This is a genomic window from Prevotella melaninogenica (genome assembly GCF_003609775.1).
Taxonomy (GTDB): Bacteria; Bacteroidota; Bacteroidia; order Bacteroidales; family Bacteroidaceae; genus Prevotella; species Prevotella melaninogenica_A.
Map to the genome: position 1 here is coordinate 204,003 of NZ_AP018050.1, position 20,951 is coordinate 224,953.

The window sequence follows — 20,951 nt, forward strand, 5'->3', positions numbered from 1 at the left end:
AATAGATAGAATAAAACAGAATCATCATTATAAAACAGTAATGTACAGACTTATAAAATTAAATAGAATACTAACAGTTGTCTTCTTCCTCTTCACTGTCCTTACCGCTGCTGCACAGACAGCAGGCATGGTTTCGGGAATGGTGAAGGACGAACAGGGAGAAGCCCTCATCGGTGCTTACATACAGGTGTTGGAGACGAAGGCGAAAGCCGTTACGGACGTAGATGGCAACTTCACCATCAAGGCTTTAGCTGGCCAAACAATACAGGCAAGCTATGTCGGAATGGTCAGCAAGAGCGTAAAAGTTACAAACGGTCACACTCTAAATATCATACTAAAAAGCGACAGTCGTCAGATTGACGAGGTCGTTGTGACAGGTTATCAGAATATCCGTAACCGTGTCTATACTGGTGCGGCAACCTCAGTAAAGATGGATGACATCAAACTTGAGGGTATCGCAGATGTTTCGCGTATGCTCGAAGGCCGCGTGCCGGGCTTATCGGTTCAAAATATCTCTGGAACGTTCGGTTCTGCACCTCGTATCAACATCCGTGGTGGTGCATCTATCATCGGTAACGTACAACCGCTGTGGGTTATTGATGGTGCGGTGTATGAAGACCTTGTACACCTCAGTCTTGACCAGTTGGCTTCTGGTGATGCTGTCACACTCATTAGTTCGGCTGTATCAGGTCTTAATCCAGCAGATATCCAAGATATTCAGGTGCTGAAGGATGCTTCAGCCACATCTGTCTACGGTGCCCGTGCACTGAATGGTGTGATTGTCATCACTACGAAGACTGGCCGCAGGGACAGTCCGATGCGCGTAACCTATTCCACAGAGAATACCATCCGAATGAGACCTCGCTACAGCAGTTTTGACCTACTCAACTCGCAGGAAACAATGTCGCTCTATCAGGAAATGAACGACAAGGGCTATTTCGGTATCAGCAATTCGCTTTATGGCCGTCGCAGCGGTATCTTCTATCAGCTGTATAAGGCAGTGAGCACTATCAATCCAGCTACTGGCGAATACTATCTACCGAATACTCCAGAGGCAAGACTCGACTTCCTTCGCCAGCGTGAGTATGCTAATACCGATTGGTTCAACCTCCTATTCACGCTGAACCCAGTCACCAACCACGCCATTACACTCTCTGGCGGTGGCAAGAACTCCGCAACCTATGCATCTATCGGTTACTACCATGATGCTGGGTGGACCATTGCCGATAAGGTGAGCCGTCTTACGGCCAATCTGAAAAACACCTTCTATATCAACGATAAGCTGACAACAACCCTTAGCGTACAAGGTAACATCCGTTCGCAGAAGGCACCAGGAACAATGCCACAGCGCAAAAATAGTACCATAGGTGTTTTTGAACGCGACTTTGATATCAATCCATTCTCATATTCTCTCGGTACAAGCCGTACCCTCAGCCCTTATAATGAGGATGGAAGTCTTTCTTACTACCGCAACAACTGGGCACCATTCAATATCTTCAATGAATACGCCAATAATAAGATGAATATTGACGTGCTCGATTTCAAGATACAAGGTGAGGCTACGTATAGGCTCAACAACAATTTTGCCATCAAGACCTTACTCTCAACTCGACACGCACACACCAGTACGAATCACGAGATACACGAGGGTTCTAACCTTGTACAAGCTTTCAGAGCCAATGAGAATCCCTTTGTTGCCCAGCAGAATATCTATCTGGTACACGACAAAGACAATCCACAGCTGCAGCCGAAAGTAGGACTGCCCAACGGCGGTATCTACAACAAGACAGAGGCTACACTCAAGAGCTTCCTTGCCCGTCTTGCCTTCGACTTCGACAAGCGTATCAGTGAGCACGACCTAAAAGCCTTCGCTTTCTCAGAGTTCCGTTCGGCAGTTCGCACAACCAATCCTTTCCAAGGCTATGGAATACAGTATGACCGTGGTAATCAGGTTTATACAGACCCCTTGATATTCAATAAGCTGATTAATGAGGGTAGCGATTATTTCAATCTGCATAAGCGCACTGACCGTGGTATCACCTTCTCTTTCAATGGTACATACGGCTATGCTGGTAAGTATGTGTTCAATACCGTTCTTAATGTCGAAGGTTCTAACACCTCTGGCAAGGGTGCACGTGCCCTGTGGCTACCTACTTGGAATGTCGGAGGAAAGTGGAACATAGATCAGGAAGACTTCCTGAAGGAGAACAAGACCATCTCCCGTCTTGCCCTGCGTGTCAGCTATGGTCTTACAGCGAAGATGAACGAAGAGGCTATCAATGCCAATGCTATCTATAAGAGCGGTATTGTGAACCGTCATTCCTTAGACGACAGAGAGAGCAAATTCAATATCCTGCATCTTGAGAATCGTGACCTTACGTGGGAAAAGATGTACGAGTTGAATATTGGTGCTGAGTTAGGGCTCTTCGACAATCGTATCAGTACTACGCTGGATATCTATCAGCGTAATACCTTCGACCTCATCGACCTTGTCCGTACATCTGGTGTTGGCGGTCAGTATTATAAGTATGCTAACTTCGGTGATATGCGTACAAGAGGTATAGAGTTGGGTATTCATACAAAGAACATTGTCACAGAGGACTTCAAATGGTCAACCAGTCTCACGGTGAGTGCAATGGATCAGAAGATTACACGTCTTCTCAACAGTCCGAATGCTTTTGATATGGTAGCAGGAAGAGGTAGAGGCAACATCGTGGACTATCCTCGTGGCTCGCTCTTCTCTTTCAACTTCCAAGGACTAAACAATCAGGGACTTCCAACATTCGACTTTGGACGCTATCCAAGCAATCAGAGCGAACTCTCAAAGATTGCTGGTGCCGACTTCCTTGATGCACAGTATGCTAAGTCCTATCTTATCTATCACGGCCCTATCGAGCCACGTGTCATAGGTGGTTTGTCCAATACACTGAAGTACAAGAATTGGGAGCTATCTTTCTTCCTCACAGTGCAGGCAGGTAACAAGATTCGTCTAAACCCTACCTTCGACCCAGAGTTTGCTGACTTAAATATCTTCTCTAAGTCTTATTATAACCGCTGGCTCAATCCTGGTGACGAGTACAAGACCGATGTCCCTGTACTCCCTTCTCAGGAACTTATTGCGGCTGTGGGTAAGGAGAATATCGAGCGTGCCTACAATACATACGACTATTCGCAGCAACGCGTAGCTGACGGTAGTTTCGTACGCATGAAGAATATCTCTTTGGTGTATACCGTTCCAGAAAGTTTCCTTAAGAAGATACGCCTCCACTCAATGAACCTGAACCTGAATATGACAAATCCTTTCCTGATATACTCAGACAAGAAACTTAAAGGACAGGACCCAGAGTATTATAAGTCAGGTGGTGTGTCAATGCCTACACCAAAACAGTATACAGTAACGTTGAACGTTGGTTTCTAACAAAATAGAATATGAGTACAAAGATATATTTACTACTGTTTGCAGCGGCTGCCTTCCTTTTCAGCAGCTGTAATAACTACCTCGATAAGAGTCCCGACTCGGAACTCGATGTAGAGATTGATACTGAGGAGAAGATTGCCGAACTCCTTACGGGTGCTTATCCCGAAGCAAGCTATATCCCCTTTCTCGAGCCACGCACAGACAACGTGGAGGAACGTGCAAACGGTATTCACTCACAACTGAATGAGTCAATGTTCTTCTGGGAGGATTATGATCAGGAAGACCTTGACACACCACTGAACTACTGGAATGCCTGCTATAAAGGTATTGCGCAGGCAAATAAGGCACTCGAACTGCTCAGCCGCTATCCTAAGACTGACCGCGTGAAGGCCTTATATGGTGAGGCCTTCTTGCTGAGAGCCTATCTCCATTTTATGCTCGTCAACATCTGGGCAGAGCCTTATGGTGGAAAGGCTACCGATATGGGTATTCCTTATATCACAAAGCCTGAGAAGCATGCCCTTGTCGACTATGAGCGTGGGACTGTCAGTGAGGTCTATGAACAGATAGAGAAGGATTTGAAGTTGGGTATATCCCTTGTTTCAGATAAGTATTATAAGCATCCAAAGTTCCATTTCAACAAGAAGGCTGCCTATGCCTTTGCTTCCCGTTTCTACTTGATGAAGGGCGACTGGAAGTCGGTGGTTGCCTATGCTGATTATGTTTTAGGCGGTGACCCTAAGCAGCAGCTTCGTCCGTGGCGACAGTATGCTAACGAGTATGAGTTTAACCATAAAAACCTCTTCCGTCGTTATAATGCTACTGATGAGCCTGCTAATCTGCTAATGACAACAACCGAGTCACGTCTGGCTCGCACATTACCTACGGAGAAGTATGGCCCGACGATTGGAACCGTTGACAAGGTTTTTACACAAACAGGAATCGAAGGTGCACGTGACTATGAAAAGATGAACTTCATCGGTACTTATATCTTCACCGCATCTCCTGCCCCAGTAACGACAGGTCGCTATCTGGCTAAGTTTGATGAGCTTTCTAATGTAGAGAGCATAGGTTCAAAGCCTCGTGGTCTTTATGTGACCAATGTGCTCTTCACCGTTGACGAGGTACTGTTGAATCGTATGGAAGCGTATGCAATGCTCAAGGAGTATAATCGTGCCATCGATGACTACCTGCAGTATATGCAGGGTAAGTTTGGCTTCTTCCCTTCTATCGAACGTGCTGTTTATACATCAACCAACAGCAACAACTATAATATCTACACACCGTTCTATGGCTTGACGTTAAAGCAGCTGGCAATGGTAAAGCTCTTTCTTGACTTCCGTCGTAAGGAATTCTATCAGGAAGGACTTCGCTGGTTTGATATCCGCCGTTTCCATCTGGCTGTGAAACGTTCTTCAAAGAGTTCATACTACTTCCCATTGGAGAAAGATGACCCTCGCAAGGTTCTACAGATACCAGCTGAGGCTATCCAGCGTGGTCTTGCGCCTAATCCAAGGGAGCGTAATGAGCCTATCAGATAAGGTGAACGAATATAAAGCATAACAGTCAGTATAACAGGTTGTCACACTGTCTTATAACTGACAAAGAAAAGTAATCAAACAAATATGAAGAAGATATTTATAGCCCTCCTCGCAGCAGTCATCCTTGTAGGATGTGGCGACGAAAAGCTGAACGACAGAAGCGTGGTTGATGAGGGTAGGAAACAAATAGAGAGCACTGAGCTTGACAAGTGGATTCTCGACAATATCACAAAGCCATACGGCATTGAGGTGGTCTACCGCTGGGAGAAGAATGCAAGTGCAACGGGTACGTTCATCTATCCGCCAAAGATAGAAAAGGTGCGTGCCGTGCTTGAAGCCGTGAAGACACTCGGACTGGAAACATACGAACTGGACGAGGTTGGCGGGAAGGGGTTCCTGCGAGGACGTGCACCCATCAGACTCTATCTCTATGGTGGAGCTAATCCTGATGAGAACGGTGTAGAGCGACTCTATAACCACCGCTTGACAGCGGCAGAGATGTGTCTTTACCACGTCAATAACTTTGAGGCAAGTGATTCCGACAAAGTCTATGTCCTTATGCGCAGCGTACATCATCAGTTGGCTAAGCGTCTTATGCAGCTGATACCCTATAACCGTGACAAATTCCTCAGCATTAGTGGCAACCGTTATACAGGTTCAACGGAGTTGATATCTGCCCCACTGAGCTATGCCCGTACAGGAAAGGAGAAGTTCGGACTTGATGGTTATGCCAACAAACGTGGCTTCTATACGATGCTCTCCTTCCTCTCGGCTGAAGATGACTTTGCTGAAATCATCAGTGCGACGCTGACCTCTAAGCCTAAGGAACTGGCTGACGCGGCCCTTACTGCTCAGACTCCTGATACGGACATTGACCCAGAGGTATCACAGCGTTACGCCAAGGAGGCCGAACAGGCTTACAAGGAATTTATGGCGAAGCAGGCTTTTGTCAATGAGTATGTACAAAAGTCTTGGCAGGTCAACCTCAAGCAAATGCAGGATATCTGTGTCCGCAGACTATACTCTTACGTAAAACAGCATTAAAGAAATGAATTACAGAAATATATTCCGATACTACTTAATGCTGCCTCTGTTGCTACTGGCAGCCTGCTCGTCTAATGATGATGACTTCGATAAGTCACCATCACAACGCAGCAGCGAAAGCATTGCATCCTTGAAAGATGAACTTGTAAACGCACCACACGGTTGGAGGGTAATCTATTTCCCAAAGACAGACTCACTGTTATTCTCTAATCCCTCAGAACTGATACCACACAGCGGATTCAGAGGCCGTTATGGTTATGGTGGTGACTGCTTTACGATGAAGTTCAATACTGATAACACGGTAGAGATGCGTGCTGACTACACTGCTCAATCAGTGGCAACTGCACAGAGAAGTGAGTACCTTGTCAGCCGAAACAGCTATACACAGTTGAGCTTCATTACCTATAACTACCTGCACCAGCTGGTCAATGATCGTTTTGCGGGCTCTTCCGACTTCCTTTATGTGGGTAAGAATGAGGATGGAGAACTGGTATTCCGCACAGCTTCCTATCTACAGCCAGCCCGTGAGTATATTGTCTTCACGAAACTAAAAAGCACGGAGGACACACTACTGACGGTACAGAAGGCCTACGAGAACCGTACTTTCTTTGAGCAGATGATTAATCCACAGTTGCTTATCCATCGAGGTGGCCGCACCTATTTCCGTAGTGACCTCTATATTAAGCGCAAAGTAGAGACCAACGAGGCACTGCTGAGAGAAATAGAAGAAAAGAAGTATTATCTCTTCCTCTTCACCCAGAAGAAGAACCCGATACCAGACTATCCTGCAAAGGAGATAACTGGTTTAGGCTCTGGCTACTCTGGTACAGAACAGGGACTCACCTTCCGTGCTGGGTTACGTTACGATAGCAAGACCATGTTCTTCGACTTTGAACGTGTTGGTGACCGCTTTGTAGCAGAACTTGTTTCGGTTTATGACCCACTTCTACGTCGTAGCCGTCTTGTCAGCAAGCACCTCCATCCCGAAGGAGAATTCACGGGTATCCGTGCAGAGATTTACGATGCTCCAGTGGAATAATACCATTGAAGACATAACGAACCAATAAGAAAGTAAAAGTAATGAAAATGATACGAAGTAAATATGCTGTTCTCTTCCTCGCACTGCTTGCCATGGGTTGTTCACGAAGCAGCGAGGATTATCCAGAGGAAGATTATAATAAGCTCTTTCCCTTTGGTGGAATAGAGAAGCCGAAGATATCGTATGAAGACCAAGTTGTACAGCTGGGCGACCCATACGCCTCTGTATCTGACTTTGTTTACCCTGGCGTTGAAATCACACAAAACGTTAGAACCTATAAGGTTACGCTGACCTGCTCATTCAAGGAACACACCAGTACGGATGAGGCTGGCACAGCAGGCAAAGTGGATTCACGCTATGTCATCCGCTATGTTGATACGGATAAGAAATTACGTACGATAGCAACTGACAAACGTGCACAGGGAACAGACTTCCTGCTGACAAACAATAAGGAACATACCGTGACTTTCACAGCGCAGTCAGGCTTCCCGATGTATCTCTGGGTGAACGGTGTCGGTCCTCAGAACTCTTCTGTGCACGCCACCATCTCGGCTGTGTCAGAAGACGGCTTCACCATCGTAAAGCCCTTAGCCGTACACGAATATCAGAATCAAGAGGGTATTGATAAGATTAAGGCACCCTTCTGTGCTTATATCATCCTCCCGTAATATACAAAAGAATGAAACAGAAAACTTTTATCTATAGCCTCCTGCTCCTACTTGTTTCGGCATTATCATCGTGCAGTCAGTGGGAAGGAGAAACAGTAGAATCGGCTTACCGAGAACCACAGATTCCTGACCCTTCCTATCAGTTTAAGCGCAACGGAAGCAGCAGTGTAGACTATCTCGAGTGTAGCTTACTACGTGACCCGCTCGACTATATCTACAGTAGCTATCTCAGACCGGCTAACATCATGTATGAAGGTACGATGGCACGTGTCAAAGGATACTATAATGATGGTGAGTTTGGTTTGAAACCACGGGAAGAATTAGCAGCTTCATCGCTCCATAAGGCTGATAGAACACGTATTCTGAAAGATGTAGAAGATATCTTCGAGACCACTGGAAAGCTTAGCGGAATGGGACAACCAAGTCCTGGAACCTATAGAAATCATAGAGCTGTACAAGGTGAAGGTGGCTATGTAGGTATCCACATCGGCGATGTGAATATTGCCTTCGCCAACGAAAAGGGACTAATCGTTGCTGAAATGTTCAATGGTATTGTCTGGGGAGGTATCTACTTAGACAAGGTTCTAAACGTACACCTCAACGATAGCCTTTACAAGGATGCCCGTCTGCGCACAGAACATGAGCGTATTGCCCTACTACCGGGACGCAATTATACAGAGTTAGAACATCACTGGGACCTTGCCTACGGCTATTATCAGTATTGGTTGCCTTACGTGCAGGCTGGCGGATTGCCTGTATTGCGTGAGAGCCGTATCAAGCTCTACAATGCTTTTGCTCGTGGCAGACTGGCTTTGACAGAGTATCGCTATGAGGAAGTATTGCAGCAGCTGCAAGTAATAAGGGCTGAACTATCGAAGGTGGCGGCTGTAAGAGCAATGAACCTGCTGGTGAGTGATATTACGGTGGGCAATCTGGAGGAGGATATCAACAATGCGCTGGTTTTCCTTTCACAAGGCTGTGGTGCCGTCTATGGTTTACAATTCACGGTGCAGGAATCGGGCAAACCTCATTTGAGTTATGACCAAGTGATGGCATATATCAACGAACTGACTGCTGGTAACGGACTTTGGGATAAGGAGCGTCTCTTAAGAGATGAGGCTACGACAGGTTCACTCAAGCACGTCGCTGCAGAGATAGGCAAGGCATACGGCTTAACACTTAATGACGTAAAACGTTCATATTAAACAAATAGCATATAAGTTATGACACATAAATTTTATTTCATTATAGCGCTGCTGTTGCTGCCACTTATAGGTAGAGCACAGCTGAACAAGGAACTCTTGCGCAATGGTGGCTTTGAGGAGTATGCACAGCCTGTAGCACCTCCCGTAAACAATAATGATGATGAGGGCGACGAGGAAGAAGAGGAGGAAGAGGAAGTAGAAACCTTCAATCCTTATCAGAAGCCACTTTTCTGGTATATCAGTGATCAGCTGGGCTACTCAAGGGTGAAGGATGCACATAGCGGAGAGTTCGCCATAAAGGTTTACCCTAATGGTCATTCCTTCTACTCACGTGACAAAGACTTCAATATCAACTGTATCAATATCAAAGCAGAGGGCGAATACAAGCTTTCTTACTGGTATAAGGGTAAGGCGAAGAATCCAAATATTGTTGCAATCGTCGACTGGTACAAGGGAAATAAGATCGTGAGAAAGGATCGTCTAAGTAGCGAGAAGGTCACACGTTTCACAAGCGAATGGCAGCAGAAAACGATTACGCTAACTGCTCCTGCTGGTGTTGACAAGGCTGGTATTGGCTTTGAAATCGAATACGATGCCTCGGCGAACGATGGTGGTTATATCCTCTTTGACGACATCTCTTTCATGCAGACTAAGGAAGCTCAGAAAGAACCAACCCTTACCGCACCAACAGCTGTCAAGGCACAGGTGCAACAGCGTGAGATAGAGCTGTCATGGGCTGCTGTCTCTGAAACGGGTGTGACTTATGAGATACGTTGTAACGACAAGGTGATAGCAAAGACAGAAGGAACTTCTTACGTTGTCGAAAAGCTTACACCAAACACTTCTTATCGTTTCACCGTGACTACTATCAAGGGCGAGGAGACCTCAAAGCCTTCTCAGGTAGTCAGCGAGCGTACAATACAAATGAGTGAGAATGCTGACTATGAGGGTAGAATCCCTTACCTCTATACTATACGTGAAGACGGAGCTTGTCCACAGACATTACGCCTTTATTATAACGATCTGGCAAATCCTGATGCACTCATCACCTATAAGATTGATGGAGTGAGCGTTACACCAGAGGGAAGTGTTCTTACTTTCCCAAGCAAAGGACGTCATATCCTACAGATTGAAATAGAGGAAGCCCCAGAACGTAAGTGGGAAATTGAATATAAACTGAATGTCGACTAACAATGAAAAAAATACTTTTTTATTTATTACTCCTCTGCTGTGGAGTTAGCTTTGTGGCTTGTAAGGAGGATGCGTCAGATGACAGGGAGATTCAGGTAGGAACCGATGATCTCAAGGAGGTAACATTGAATAAGCTTACGACCCGTATGATTCTGCTGCAAGGCGGAAACGGTAAGTATATGGCCAATGTGGCCGACTCAAAGGTGGCTGGTGTCTCTATCAGTAAAGACACCTTGCGTATCAATGGTATTCTCGAAGGTAACACCTATGCTACGATTATCTCTGGTGACTACAAAAAGGTGGTAAACATCAATGTCGTTGTACCAGAACTCAGTATCAGTCAGTCTGAAATCAGACTTTATCCTCGTGACGAAAGTAAGTTTATCAGTCTGAATGGTGGTGGTGATGTTGTCGACTTAAAGATAGATGACCCTGATAAGATTATAGATGCGAAATGGAATGCGAAGACAAATATCCTTGAAGTGCAAGCCCACTATGAAGGTGAAGCAAAGATAAGGATTATCTCGCAGGATAAGCGCGAGAAGACTCTTAAAGTTGTGGTTCGTTGCGAAGGAACAGCCAACCGTGTAGGTATCTACGGTACTACTTCTCACAGTCTTTATGAGCAGATGAACACGGTGATGGCAGTGCGCCGTCCCGGTGTCGGTGTCTGGCTCTGTAACGGTGCACGTCCTTACACCTCGCGCAGGGTATTGAAGATCACACCTGCCGTGGTCAATCCTGTTGTCGGTACGCAGGTAGATGTTTCTCTCTCTATGCTCTATCCAAACGAGTTTGCTTCCACAAAGATTAAGGAAGGTAAATATAAACTTTATGTTGAGGAAGTAAGAGAGAAGGATGTCGTTCTGCGTGGCAGAGGATTTAAGTTTGTGATTCCTTACGAAAAGAAATAAGAAGTTTTCAGGTAAAAAAATAAGACCCGTCAGGACTTGTTCGGGCTAACCGCTTGTCAGGCGGGTCATATATAAAATCAAAAGTAAATTATCAATCAATTATTTAAAAAAAACAATTATGCAATTATTTACATTCAGGAAAAATGTGCTTATCATAGCACTGACATTAATCTGCTCAGCTTCATTCGCACAGAAGACGGTGACATTAACCAAGGCAGGTGAGCTTTCTAAGCACATCACTACAGCAGAGAAGAATAGTCTGACTTCGCTGACAGTTTCTGGTCCTATCAATGGTACTGACGTGCTGTTTCTCAGAGAGATGGCAGGTCGTGATGTTGATGGAATGTCAACAGATGGTCAGCTTGCAACACTCGACTTGTCAGATGCGAACATTGTTGCGGGTGGTGCTAACTATTATAAGGTAAAAAGAGGGTTGTCTACAAAGTATTATAATAATGCAGAAGATAACGTGGTAGGTTTTTATATGTTCTATAACTGCACAAAACTTACCAGTGTAAAGTTGCCTAAGACAGCTAAGAAAATTGAACTGTATGCTTTTAGCAACTGCAAGGCTCTGAAGGAATGTACGCTTCCAGAGAATCTGGAAGAGGTTGGAAGCTATGCCTTCACCAGCACAGCACTGACAGAGGTTAATTTCCCTTCTACGCTCAATCACCTCAATGACAAGTCTTTTAACAAGTGTTCTAATCTAAAGACGATTCGTTTCACTTCTTCAAAAGTACCAGACTTCGACAACGAGCCTTTTGCAGACTGTCCAAACATTGAAAAGGTATTTGTACCAGAGTCACTGGTGGAAGACTATGAGGAGCAGTTGGACCTTCCAGAAGAGGTTACCTTTGTGGGTGAGGAGCCAACTACAACGGCTATTTCTTCTCTTTCATCATCAGCTGATGCCGTTGAGGTGGCACGCTACAACGCAGCAGGTCAGCGTATCAGCCGTCCTGTAAAGGGTCTGAATATCATCAAACTGTCTAATGGCAAGGTAATTAAGCATGTAGTACGTTAAGCTTTTATCTGCAGTAAAAGATAGGAGCTAAGGCTCTAAAATATTTATAGAATACAGTCATATCACGGTATCATCTACTGAGATATGACTGTTTTTATTATAAGACTACTTTTGAACTTTAACCCATTAGCTATATATAAAAGGATAAACTACAAGAAATAATGCAAAAAAGGCAAATAAAAAGATGTTTATCCATTAGCATGTCTTTCTGCTTTCTACAAACTGCTTATTCCCTTATTAATCGATATTTGTAAACTATTTTCACACAACTCAAAACCAATACATGCTCTTTTGGCTTCTAAAAGACGCCTAATAGGCTTGCAATAGATGCCCTTTTGGAGTGTTACTAACGCCCTTTTGAAGTCCAATTAAGCACCTTTTCTTGTACGACTTTATAACTAATTGATTTTCTGTTAGTTGTAAACTTGCTTTTTACACCAGTTTTTGTCTTTATTTATAGATATTATATTCGAAAATATGTAAGGATTTTTCAGGGCCTTATTTATGCTTTCGTAAGTGTTGAAATGAAAGGGCTGCGGTGTTGGAGGGTGAGGCATCTACGTATTTAACGCAAAACCAAATAAAAGATGTTAGGAAACAATACTATCGTAAGAATGTAAGTATTGTGGTCTAATGACCTATTGGGTTGAATGAAAAAGAGAGCAAAGAAAATGTATAAAAAGGAAAAGAGGATGCGTCTGTTTTGACACATCCTCTTTCTTTATACAGTAATATGCTTAACCATTAACTGGCACTAACTTTCCGTTGATATAGTTTAAAGTATAGGTCTTACTCTTGACTGTCTTCAATACAAACTTGTCATCTTTGTATCTTAACTCACAGCTGCCACCATCTTTTGAAAGAATAGTAACGGAAGATAAATTACCGTTCTTCCAGCGGATGTCTAACTCAAAGTTACCCTTGGCACAAAGGCCCTTCACTTCTCCATCTTTCCAAGCATCTGGCAATGCTGGCAGTAAATGGATAAAGCCCATGTGACTTTGTATCAGCATTTCGGTTACACCAGCTGTACCACCAAAGTTACCATCAATCTGGAAAGGTGGATGAGTGTCCCAAAGATTATCTAATGTACCATTCTTCAGCAAGTTTCCAAAGAGTTTATATGCTCGGTTTCCATCATGCAGGCGTGCCCACTGGTTAAGCTTCCATCCCATACTCCATCCCGTTGCACCGTCACCACGATGATTCAGAACCACCTTTGATGCCTCTGCCAATGCTGGCGTTGTGATAGGTGAAACAGTATGTCCAGGATGTAAGCCAAACAAGTGGTTCACATGGCGATGCTGATCGTTTGGATCGTCAATGTCCTTCGACCATTCCAACAACTGACCATAGCGTCCTACCTTGTAGGGTGCGATTTTTCTCAACACTTCTTCCCATTGCTTACGCTCCTTTTTATCTACATTCAAGACTTTCGAAGCATCTATAGCATTCATCAAGATTTCACGGATTACCGCATGTACGAAGGTCGTACCTTCATCTATCGGTCCATGCTCTGGCGAGGTTGAAGGTGCTGCTGTATAAGTACCATCTGGCTTCTTCCATAGATAATCAACGGCAAAAATAGCACTACTCTTGATGAGGTCATATCCCACCTCTTTCAAGAACTTCTTATCTCGTGTATAGTCGTAGTATTCCCACACATGAGTAGCAAGCCACGGACCAGCCATAGGATTGAAGTTCCATGACATATCTTCACTCTCCAATGGTGCAGTGAATCCGAAGATGTTTCCAGAGATAGAAGCTGTCCAACCTCTTGCACCGAAATAAGCTTTCGCTGTCTTCTCACCCGGTTTGACTAACGTACGGATGAAATCTATCAGCGGAAGCGTACATTCTGATAAGTTTGTAGAGCCTGCTGGCCAATAGTTCATCTGTATGTTGATATTGTTGTGATAGTCTACTCGCCATGGTCCGTCTACATTATTGTGCCAGATACCTTGCAGGTTGGCTGGTAGGTTGCCAGGTCGTGAGCTGGCAATCAGCAGATAGCGGCCAAACTGGTAGTATAGTTCCTCTAAGTAATAATCTTCCTTACCTTTGCGATAGTTTATCAAACGCTGTGGGGTTGGAATGTCTTGAGTTTTTTGTCCATCATTCAGTGTCAATGAAACGCGGTTGAACAAAGAGGCATAATCCTTGTAATGTGCTTGAAATAAAGCATCGTAACCTTCTGCCACAGCCTTATTCATCCATGCAGCAGTTGTCTCTGATGGATTCACACCGACGTATGCTCGAGGGTTCTTAAAGTCTGGAGCGAAGTTAACCTTATAATCTGTGTCCGCTGTAATCAAGAAAACAACTTCGTTAGCACCATTGATACTCAGCTTTCCATTGTCATTACTGATGGTACCACCTTGATTCAGAGCTTGGATGCGGACTACATACTCCATTTGGTTATTGTCAAGATGTGCCTTGAACACCAAACCATTGCTTCCATCTGCTTCCATCTTACCAGTCGATACTGGGTTTGATTCATAGCTAAAGACTAAGTTCTGCTTGCCCGGTTGGTCTGCCTTGAAACGTACAACCATGACATTATTCGGGTAGGAGATGAAATAGTTACGCTCATATCTCACTCCATCCTTCTTAAACTGTACCGTTGCCAACGCCGAATCCAAAGAAAGTGCACGCTTATACTCGCTCATACCGATAGAACTCAACCCTGTCTCTATATAAAACTCACCCATAGTGGTGAAATTACCAAAGCGGAAAGGGTTTTCCTTCCAAGATTCATAAGGAACAGTACTATTAAAGTTCTTGCGTGTCAGTAACGCAGCCTTCTTTTCGTCACCCTCGATGAATGCTTGACGGATTTCATTCAGATAATGTGCCGACTGCTTGTTCACATTCCAATAAGCATCGGCACCATCTGACGTATTTGGACCGCCACGCCACAAGGTTTTCTCATTGAATGTGATTCGCTCAGCCTCTATAGAACCCATAATATTGGCACCTAAGCTACCATTTCCAAGCGGGAGAGATTGAGACTCCCATTCAGCATCTGGATTCTGAGCAGTATCGCCAGCTGATATAGGCTTGTTCTCACCTTTCCACATTTCAGGAGTGTTTCCCCACCAAATAGCCTTGTTTGCCAGCGTAGTAGGCCTATCAAACCAGATGGTAAGCCCATCTTTTACGTCAGTAGCATTTGCAGAGAGTGCAACGCTAAACATGATTGCTAAATGAAATAATCTTTTCATTATAATCTTAATTCCGCAATGATTTAATTTAAGTAATAATATGTATCTGAGCAATAAAAGCTGTTCAGGATTTTGTCTTGCCACGAAATTCACTTTACTTAGTGTTGGAAGAAAGCCTTGAATTAAGCAACAGACAATGGCAAAAGTACAAATAAAATCCGACATTCTCACTGCTTTGGAGGATTAATTCCAGTTCTTCCGTTAAATGCGTGGATGCTTTTCGTATAGCTTTAACGGTAAAACCGAGGTTATTCATTAAATAAAAATATTGTCAAGACTGTCAATTGTCTATTCTATTATCACTCTCCAACGTAGCCATCTTTTTTTCATTTTAACACTTCAAAATGTAGATAAGACTCTGAAAAATCATTACATAATTTCGAATATAATATCTATAAATAAAGACAAAAACACGTATAAAAAGCAAGTTTACAACTAACAGAAAATCAATTAGTTATAAAGTCGTAGAAGAAAAGGTGCTTAATTGGACTTCAAAAGGGCGTTAGTAACACTCCAAAAGAGCATCTTTTGCAAGTCTATTAGGCGTCTTTTAGAAGCCAAAAGAGCATGTATTGGTTTTGAGTTACACGAAAATAGTTTACAAATGTCAATTGATAAGAGAATAAACTGTTTGTAGAAGACAGAAAGATATGCTAATGAATAGACATATTTAAATTTGCTTTTTCTACATTATATCTTGTAGTTTATCCCTTTTATATATACCTAATGGGATATATCTATCCATTTAACGGAAGAACCATAATTCATGTAATTGAGAAGTTAGGAGCGACTGTAAGTCGGTATGTCTTGGGTATTTACACAAAGAAAGAACGATTTACGCCTGTTTATGAATAAATAGAAAAGGGGTTATGTCATTTGACACAGCCCCTTTTCTATGTTCTACATTACATAAGGTCAGTCTTAAACACGTCTATAAACTTTCAAACACATTTGCTATCTAAAGTCTACTGTTAAACCTTATACCCGTGAATTGTGGTCTTTGAATAAACCCTTATCACTCTGTCAGTATCTTACGCGCATGAAGAACACTTTCCTCCGTAGGCGATTCTACATCTGTGAGTGCGTAAGGAATACCTAACTGTTCCCATTTATAGACACCTAACGAATGATAAGGCAGAATCTCCACTCGCTCAACATTGCTTAAAGTATCTATGAAAGCACGAAGTTTATAGAGAGATTCATCATCATCATTAATGCCAGGAATCAAGACATGTCTTATCCATACAGGTTTCCCGATGTCAGAGAGATAGCGAGCACAGTCGAGGATATTCTCGTTCTTCCAACCAGTCAATTGCTTATGGGCATCACTATCAATATGCTTTATGTCCAACAATACTAAATCAGTATATTTCATTAACTCCTCAAAAGCAGAGAAGCTACTCGACTCCCGATTGAAAGGTTGGGCTGAAGTATCAAGGCAGGTATTGATTCCTAATTCCTTAGCTTTACGGAACAGTTCCGTAAGAGGTTGTATTTGCAACAAAGCCTCACCCCCACTCACGGTGATACCGCCTTTCTCTCCCCAATAACTTCGATAACGTTGGGCTTGTGCCAAGACATCATCAACAGAGCGGAGGTTACCCCCCGCCCTGTCCCATGTGTCTGGATTATGACAGTACTGGCATCGCATTGCACAACCTTTAAGGAAGATTACGAAACGAATACCAGGCCCATCAACCGACCCGAACGACTCTACAGAGTGTACCCGTAGCATCAGTTCGGAAGTCGGAGAATCCAATAAATTGTTATGTTGATTATTCACTTTACATTGAACCATGTGCACGACGTGCAATAACATCCATCTGCTGCTCGCGTGTAAGGTCAATAAACTTCACAGCGTAACCGCTCACACGGATGGTGAAGTTTGCATACTCTTCCTTCTCTGGATGTTCCATACAGTCAATCAGCTTATCTACACCAAAGACATTCACGTTCAAGTGGTGTGCACCACGATCGAAGTAACCATCCATTACACCTACGAGTGTACTGATACGCTCCTCGTCATTGTGACCAAGTGCATCTGGACTAATAGTCTGTGTATTAGAGATACCATCAAGCGCATACTCGTATGGAAGCTTAGCTGTTGAGTTCAACGAAGCCAACAAACCATTCTGCTCTGCTCCGTAAGATGGATTTGCACCAGGAGCAAGCGGTGCACCAGCAGGACGACCATCAGGCATATTACCTGTAAACTTACCATATACAACGTTTGAAGTGATGGTAAGGATACTTGTTGTAGGCTCTGAATTGCGATAGGTATGGTGCTTGCGAATCATATTCATGAAGGTCTTCAACAACCATACAGCGATATCATCAGCACGATCATCGTCGTTACCATAACGTGGGAAGTCGCCCTCGGTCTTGAACTCGATAGGGAAGCCTGTCTCATCACGTATGATATTAACCTTTGCATACTTGATTGCAGAGATAGAGTCAACCACATGGCTGAAACCAGCGATACCTGTTGCGAAAGTACGACGTACGTCAGTATCAATGAGTGCAAGCTCTGCAGCCTCATAGAAGTACTTATCGTGCATATAGTGAATGAGGTTCAATGTGTTTACATACACACCTGCCAACCACTCCATCATATCCACGAAGCGAGGCATGAACTCATCGTATGTTACGACATCACCCTCTATTGGACGATAAGCAGGTCCACACTGCTCACGTGTCTTGCTGTCAACACCACCGCTGATTGCGTAGGTAAGACATTTAGCGAGGTTTGCACGTGCACCAAAGAACTGCATCTCCTTACCCGTCTGTGTTGCAGATACGCAGCAGCAGATTGAATAATCATCGCCCCAGATTGGTCGCATCACGTCATCATTCTCATACTGAATAGAACTTGTAGAGATAGAAATCTTCGCTGCATAATCCTTGAAGTGCTTTGGAAGACGTGAGCTATAGAGTACTGTGAGGTTAGGTTCTGGTGAAGGACCCATGTTCTCAAGTGTATGGAGGAAACGGAAGTCGGTCTTTGTTACCATTGAACGGCCATCCATACCCAATCCCGCTACTTCAAGCGTTGCCCATACTGGGTCACCAGAGAAGAGCTGATTGTATGAAGGGATACGTGCAAACTTAACCATACGGAACTTCATTACCAAGTGGTCGATAAGTTCCTGTGCCTCTGCCTCAGTAAGTGTACCTTCCTTGAAGTCACGCTGAATATAGATATCGAGGAAAGTTGAGATACGACCAACTGACATCGCAGCTCCGTTCTGTGTCTTAATAGCTGACAGATAACCAAAGTAAAGCCACTGTACAGCCTCACGTGCGTTGTTAGCTGGCTCAGAAATGTCATAGCCGTAGATGGCTGCCATTTCCTTCATCTCCTTCAAAGCCTTGATCTGCATAGAGATTTCCTCACGCTGGCGGATAATCTCCTCTGTCATTGTACCATCACCACAGTTGCGGAGGTCCTTTGCTTTTTCATTAATGAGGAAGTCTACACCATAAAGTGCTACACGACGATAGTCACCCACGATACGACCACGACCGTAGGTATCAGGAAGACCTGTAAGGATATGATTGTGTCTAACGAGTTTCATCTCGTCAGTATAAGCATCGAAGACACCCTCGTTGTGTGTCTTACAATACTTCGTAAAAATCTCATGAAGCTTTTCTGATGGCTCATAACCGTATGTTGTACAAGCCTGCTCTGCCATCTTAATACCTCCATAAGGCATAAAGGCACGCTTCAAAGGCTTGTCTGTCTGCAAACCTACAACCTTCTCCAGTTCCTTTGTTCCTTCGCCGATATAGCCAGGACCATAGGCAGTCATACTGGATACTATCTCGGTTTCCATGTCTAAGACACCACCCTTAGCACGCTCCTGCTTCTGCAGTTCTTTGAGCATACCCCAAAGTTTGTCTGTTGCTTCTGTTGGCTCCTCAAGGAAGGAAGCATCACCATCATAACTATCATAATTATCTTGGATAAACTGACGCATATTGACTTCATCAAGCCACTTGGTTCCAGTAAATCCTCTCCATGCTTTTTTCATGACTGTTTATTTGTTATTATGTGAAACGTTTTAATTAATATGCTTGTAAATTGTTATACTGATTGAGCATTACTAATTACCGAGGACAAAGTTAGCTAAAAAAAACGTAATATCAAGTATTTAGATATACTTATATTTAAAAGATGAATATAAATACCTATAAATAGTGAGAAGAAATCTACTCTTGCAAATATTCCAAACTTATAGGTATGAAATTTGATTGTTGATAAGACTAAACAATAAAAGTAGAATGGTAAGTATGAAGCCTCAACACCAAGAGGGGAACGCACACTTAGCATTCTACCCGACGAGAATAGCCATTGCCACTAAATACTTTCCGTATCAACTGAAGACCTACGATTTACGAAGTCGGGAATCATCACTGGCATTGAGCCATGCTCAATAGAGCGTTTGGAGAGCTCAGCAATGCAACACCACTCTGCTAAGTCGTACACATCCATGTCCAATGGCAAACCTTGTTGCAAGCATTGGGCGAGCCGTAAGTCCATGAAGTATGACATTCCGCCACGTGCATCAAGCTTTTTCGCTAAGGCGATTGTCTCGGACGGAAAAGAAGGAGCATAATGATTGAGCAGTGACTCTATTTGAGAGGCGTTCAATGGCTGGTTACTATCCTCCAAGTCAAGCCCCACTTTGGCTGCTGCCTTGGAACTTAATTGCATTTCTGGGATAGGATATTTAGCTGCATAACCCTGTGTTCCCACCACTTGAAACATACGACTATATGGGCGAGGGGTCATAACATTATGCTGAATGAGCATCGTCTTCCCCTTCACGGTACGTATCATCGTAGACGTTTGGTCGCCATTAGCAAAGCTATCACACGCCTTCCCCATCACCTCTTGATACATCTCCGCACCCTTAAAAGCATTGGTTTGCATAGCTGTAAGATAGTGCATGCAATCAGTACGATGAATATCAAGCAATCGACAGACAGGACCAATGCTGTGCGTCGGGTAAATATCACCTGCGTTAAGACGACTATACTCCATGCGCCAAGCCGTCCAACGGTCGCCAATAGGATGTGCATAACCACCTTCCACGTGTACAAGTTCTCCGAGCAAACCCTCACGTGCCATCTGACACACTGCCATCTCGAAGTTATCATACACTGCATTCTCAAGCATCATACAGTGCTGTCGTGTCCGTTCAGCCGTGTCTATCAGCTTCCAAATATCCTTTAAGGTGAGTGCTGCAGGTACTTCCACCGCCACACTCCTACCCTGCTCCATTGCATGAATAGCGATTGGCACGTGTGACATCCAATCGGTACAGACATAGACAAGGTTAATCCCCTGCTGTTGGCATAGTTCAAGATAAGCCGTTTCACCCCAATAGACCTTAGGACACGGCTTCCCAAACTGCTCAACGTGCCGTGCAACCTCCTCTGCCACTTCCTTTGACACATCACAAACCGCAGCTATCTCAACCTTAGGAATATGACACCAGCGTGTCACTGCCATCCGTCCACGTGCTCCCACACCCACAAAAGCCACCTTCAACAGTGGCATTGGTGGGAGAGCCAACGATAAGACATCATGCTGACCAGCTACCCGAGCTGGCACAAAAGTTTCTAACGGACACACCGCCGACATCATTTCCATTGCTATTGTGCTTATATTACTGTG

The 20,951-nt window shown here is 44.0% G+C and carries 13 protein-coding genes; 9 read left to right on the forward strand and 4 right to left on the reverse strand.

What is annotated here, in order from left to right:
- Positions 1-40: 40 nt before the first annotated feature.
- The 9 genes from PMEL_RS07790 (at position 41) to PMEL_RS07830 (ending at position 12,047) form a co-directional block, all read left to right on the forward strand.
- Positions 41-3,418 (forward strand): SusC/RagA family TonB-linked outer membrane protein, encoded by a 3,378-nt coding sequence (locus PMEL_RS07790; protein WP_120174801.1) that lies wholly within the window; start codon positions 41-43, stop codon positions 3,416-3,418.
- 11 nt (positions 3,419-3,429) lie between these two features.
- Positions 3,430-4,959: a RagB/SusD family nutrient uptake outer membrane protein gene (locus PMEL_RS07795; protein ID WP_120174802.1), complete on the forward strand. Its 1,530-nt coding sequence runs from the start codon at positions 3,430-3,432 to the stop codon at positions 4,957-4,959.
- A gap of 84 nt (positions 4,960-5,043) precedes the next feature.
- A complete protein-coding gene (locus PMEL_RS07800) occupies positions 5,044-6,003 on the forward strand; it encodes a putative zinc-binding metallopeptidase (protein WP_120174803.1) in 960 nt (319 codons plus the stop codon).
- Between the two features lie 37 nt (positions 6,004-6,040).
- Positions 6,041-7,042, forward strand: coding sequence for a DUF4302 domain-containing protein (locus PMEL_RS07805; protein ID WP_120174804.1), 1,002 nt, complete (start codon positions 6,041-6,043; stop codon positions 7,040-7,042).
- Between the two features lie 41 nt (positions 7,043-7,083).
- Positions 7,084-7,710 carry a hypothetical protein gene (locus tag PMEL_RS07810; RefSeq protein ID WP_120174805.1) on the forward strand — a complete coding sequence of 209 codons (627 nt, stop codon included), beginning with the start codon at positions 7,084-7,086 and terminating at the stop codon, positions 7,708-7,710.
- Positions 7,711-7,721: 11 nt separating this feature from the next.
- Complete coding sequence (locus tag PMEL_RS07815) at positions 7,722-8,915, forward strand: DUF4856 domain-containing protein (RefSeq protein WP_120174806.1); 1,194 nt, start codon at positions 7,722-7,724, stop codon at positions 8,913-8,915.
- Between the two features lie 18 nt (positions 8,916-8,933).
- A complete protein-coding gene (locus PMEL_RS07820) occupies positions 8,934-10,106 on the forward strand; it encodes a fibronectin type III domain-containing protein (RefSeq protein WP_172586774.1) in 1,173 nt (390 codons plus the stop codon).
- A 2-nt stretch (positions 10,107-10,108) separates the two neighbouring features.
- Positions 10,109-11,020, forward strand: coding sequence for a hypothetical protein (locus PMEL_RS07825; RefSeq protein ID WP_120174807.1), 912 nt, complete (start codon positions 10,109-10,111; stop codon positions 11,018-11,020).
- A 118-nt stretch (positions 11,021-11,138) separates the two neighbouring features.
- Positions 11,139-12,047, forward strand: coding sequence for a leucine-rich repeat domain-containing protein (locus PMEL_RS07830; RefSeq protein ID WP_120174808.1), 909 nt, complete (start codon positions 11,139-11,141; stop codon positions 12,045-12,047).
- 737 nt (positions 12,048-12,784) lie between these two features.
- On the opposite strand, the gene PMEL_RS07835 is transcribed toward PMEL_RS07830, so the two are convergent.
- The 4 genes from PMEL_RS07835 to PMEL_RS07850 all read right to left on the reverse strand — a co-directional run bounded on the left by PMEL_RS07835 (position 12,785) and on the right by PMEL_RS07850 (position 20,927).
- Positions 12,785-15,271, reverse strand: a complete 2,487-nt coding sequence (locus PMEL_RS07835; RefSeq protein WP_120174809.1) for a glycosyl hydrolase family 95 catalytic domain-containing protein — start codon at positions 15,269-15,271, stop codon at positions 12,785-12,787.
- Between the two features lie 1,015 nt (positions 15,272-16,286).
- The gene (pflA, locus tag PMEL_RS07840) at positions 16,287-17,069 is read right to left on the reverse strand and encodes a pyruvate formate-lyase-activating protein (RefSeq protein WP_120174810.1); all 783 of its coding nucleotides are present in this window, start codon (positions 17,067-17,069) and stop codon (positions 16,287-16,289) included.
- Positions 17,056-19,302 (reverse strand): formate C-acetyltransferase, encoded by a 2,247-nt coding sequence (gene pflB, locus PMEL_RS07845; protein WP_120174811.1) that lies wholly within the window; start codon positions 19,300-19,302, stop codon positions 17,056-17,058. Before pflB ends, pflA begins: the two co-directional genes overlap by 14 nt.
- A 326-nt stretch (positions 19,303-19,628) precedes the next feature.
- Positions 19,629-20,927: a Gfo/Idh/MocA family protein gene (locus PMEL_RS07850; RefSeq protein WP_120174812.1), complete on the reverse strand. Its 1,299-nt coding sequence runs from the start codon at positions 20,925-20,927 to the stop codon at positions 19,629-19,631.
- Positions 20,928-20,951: the final 24 nt, after the last annotated feature.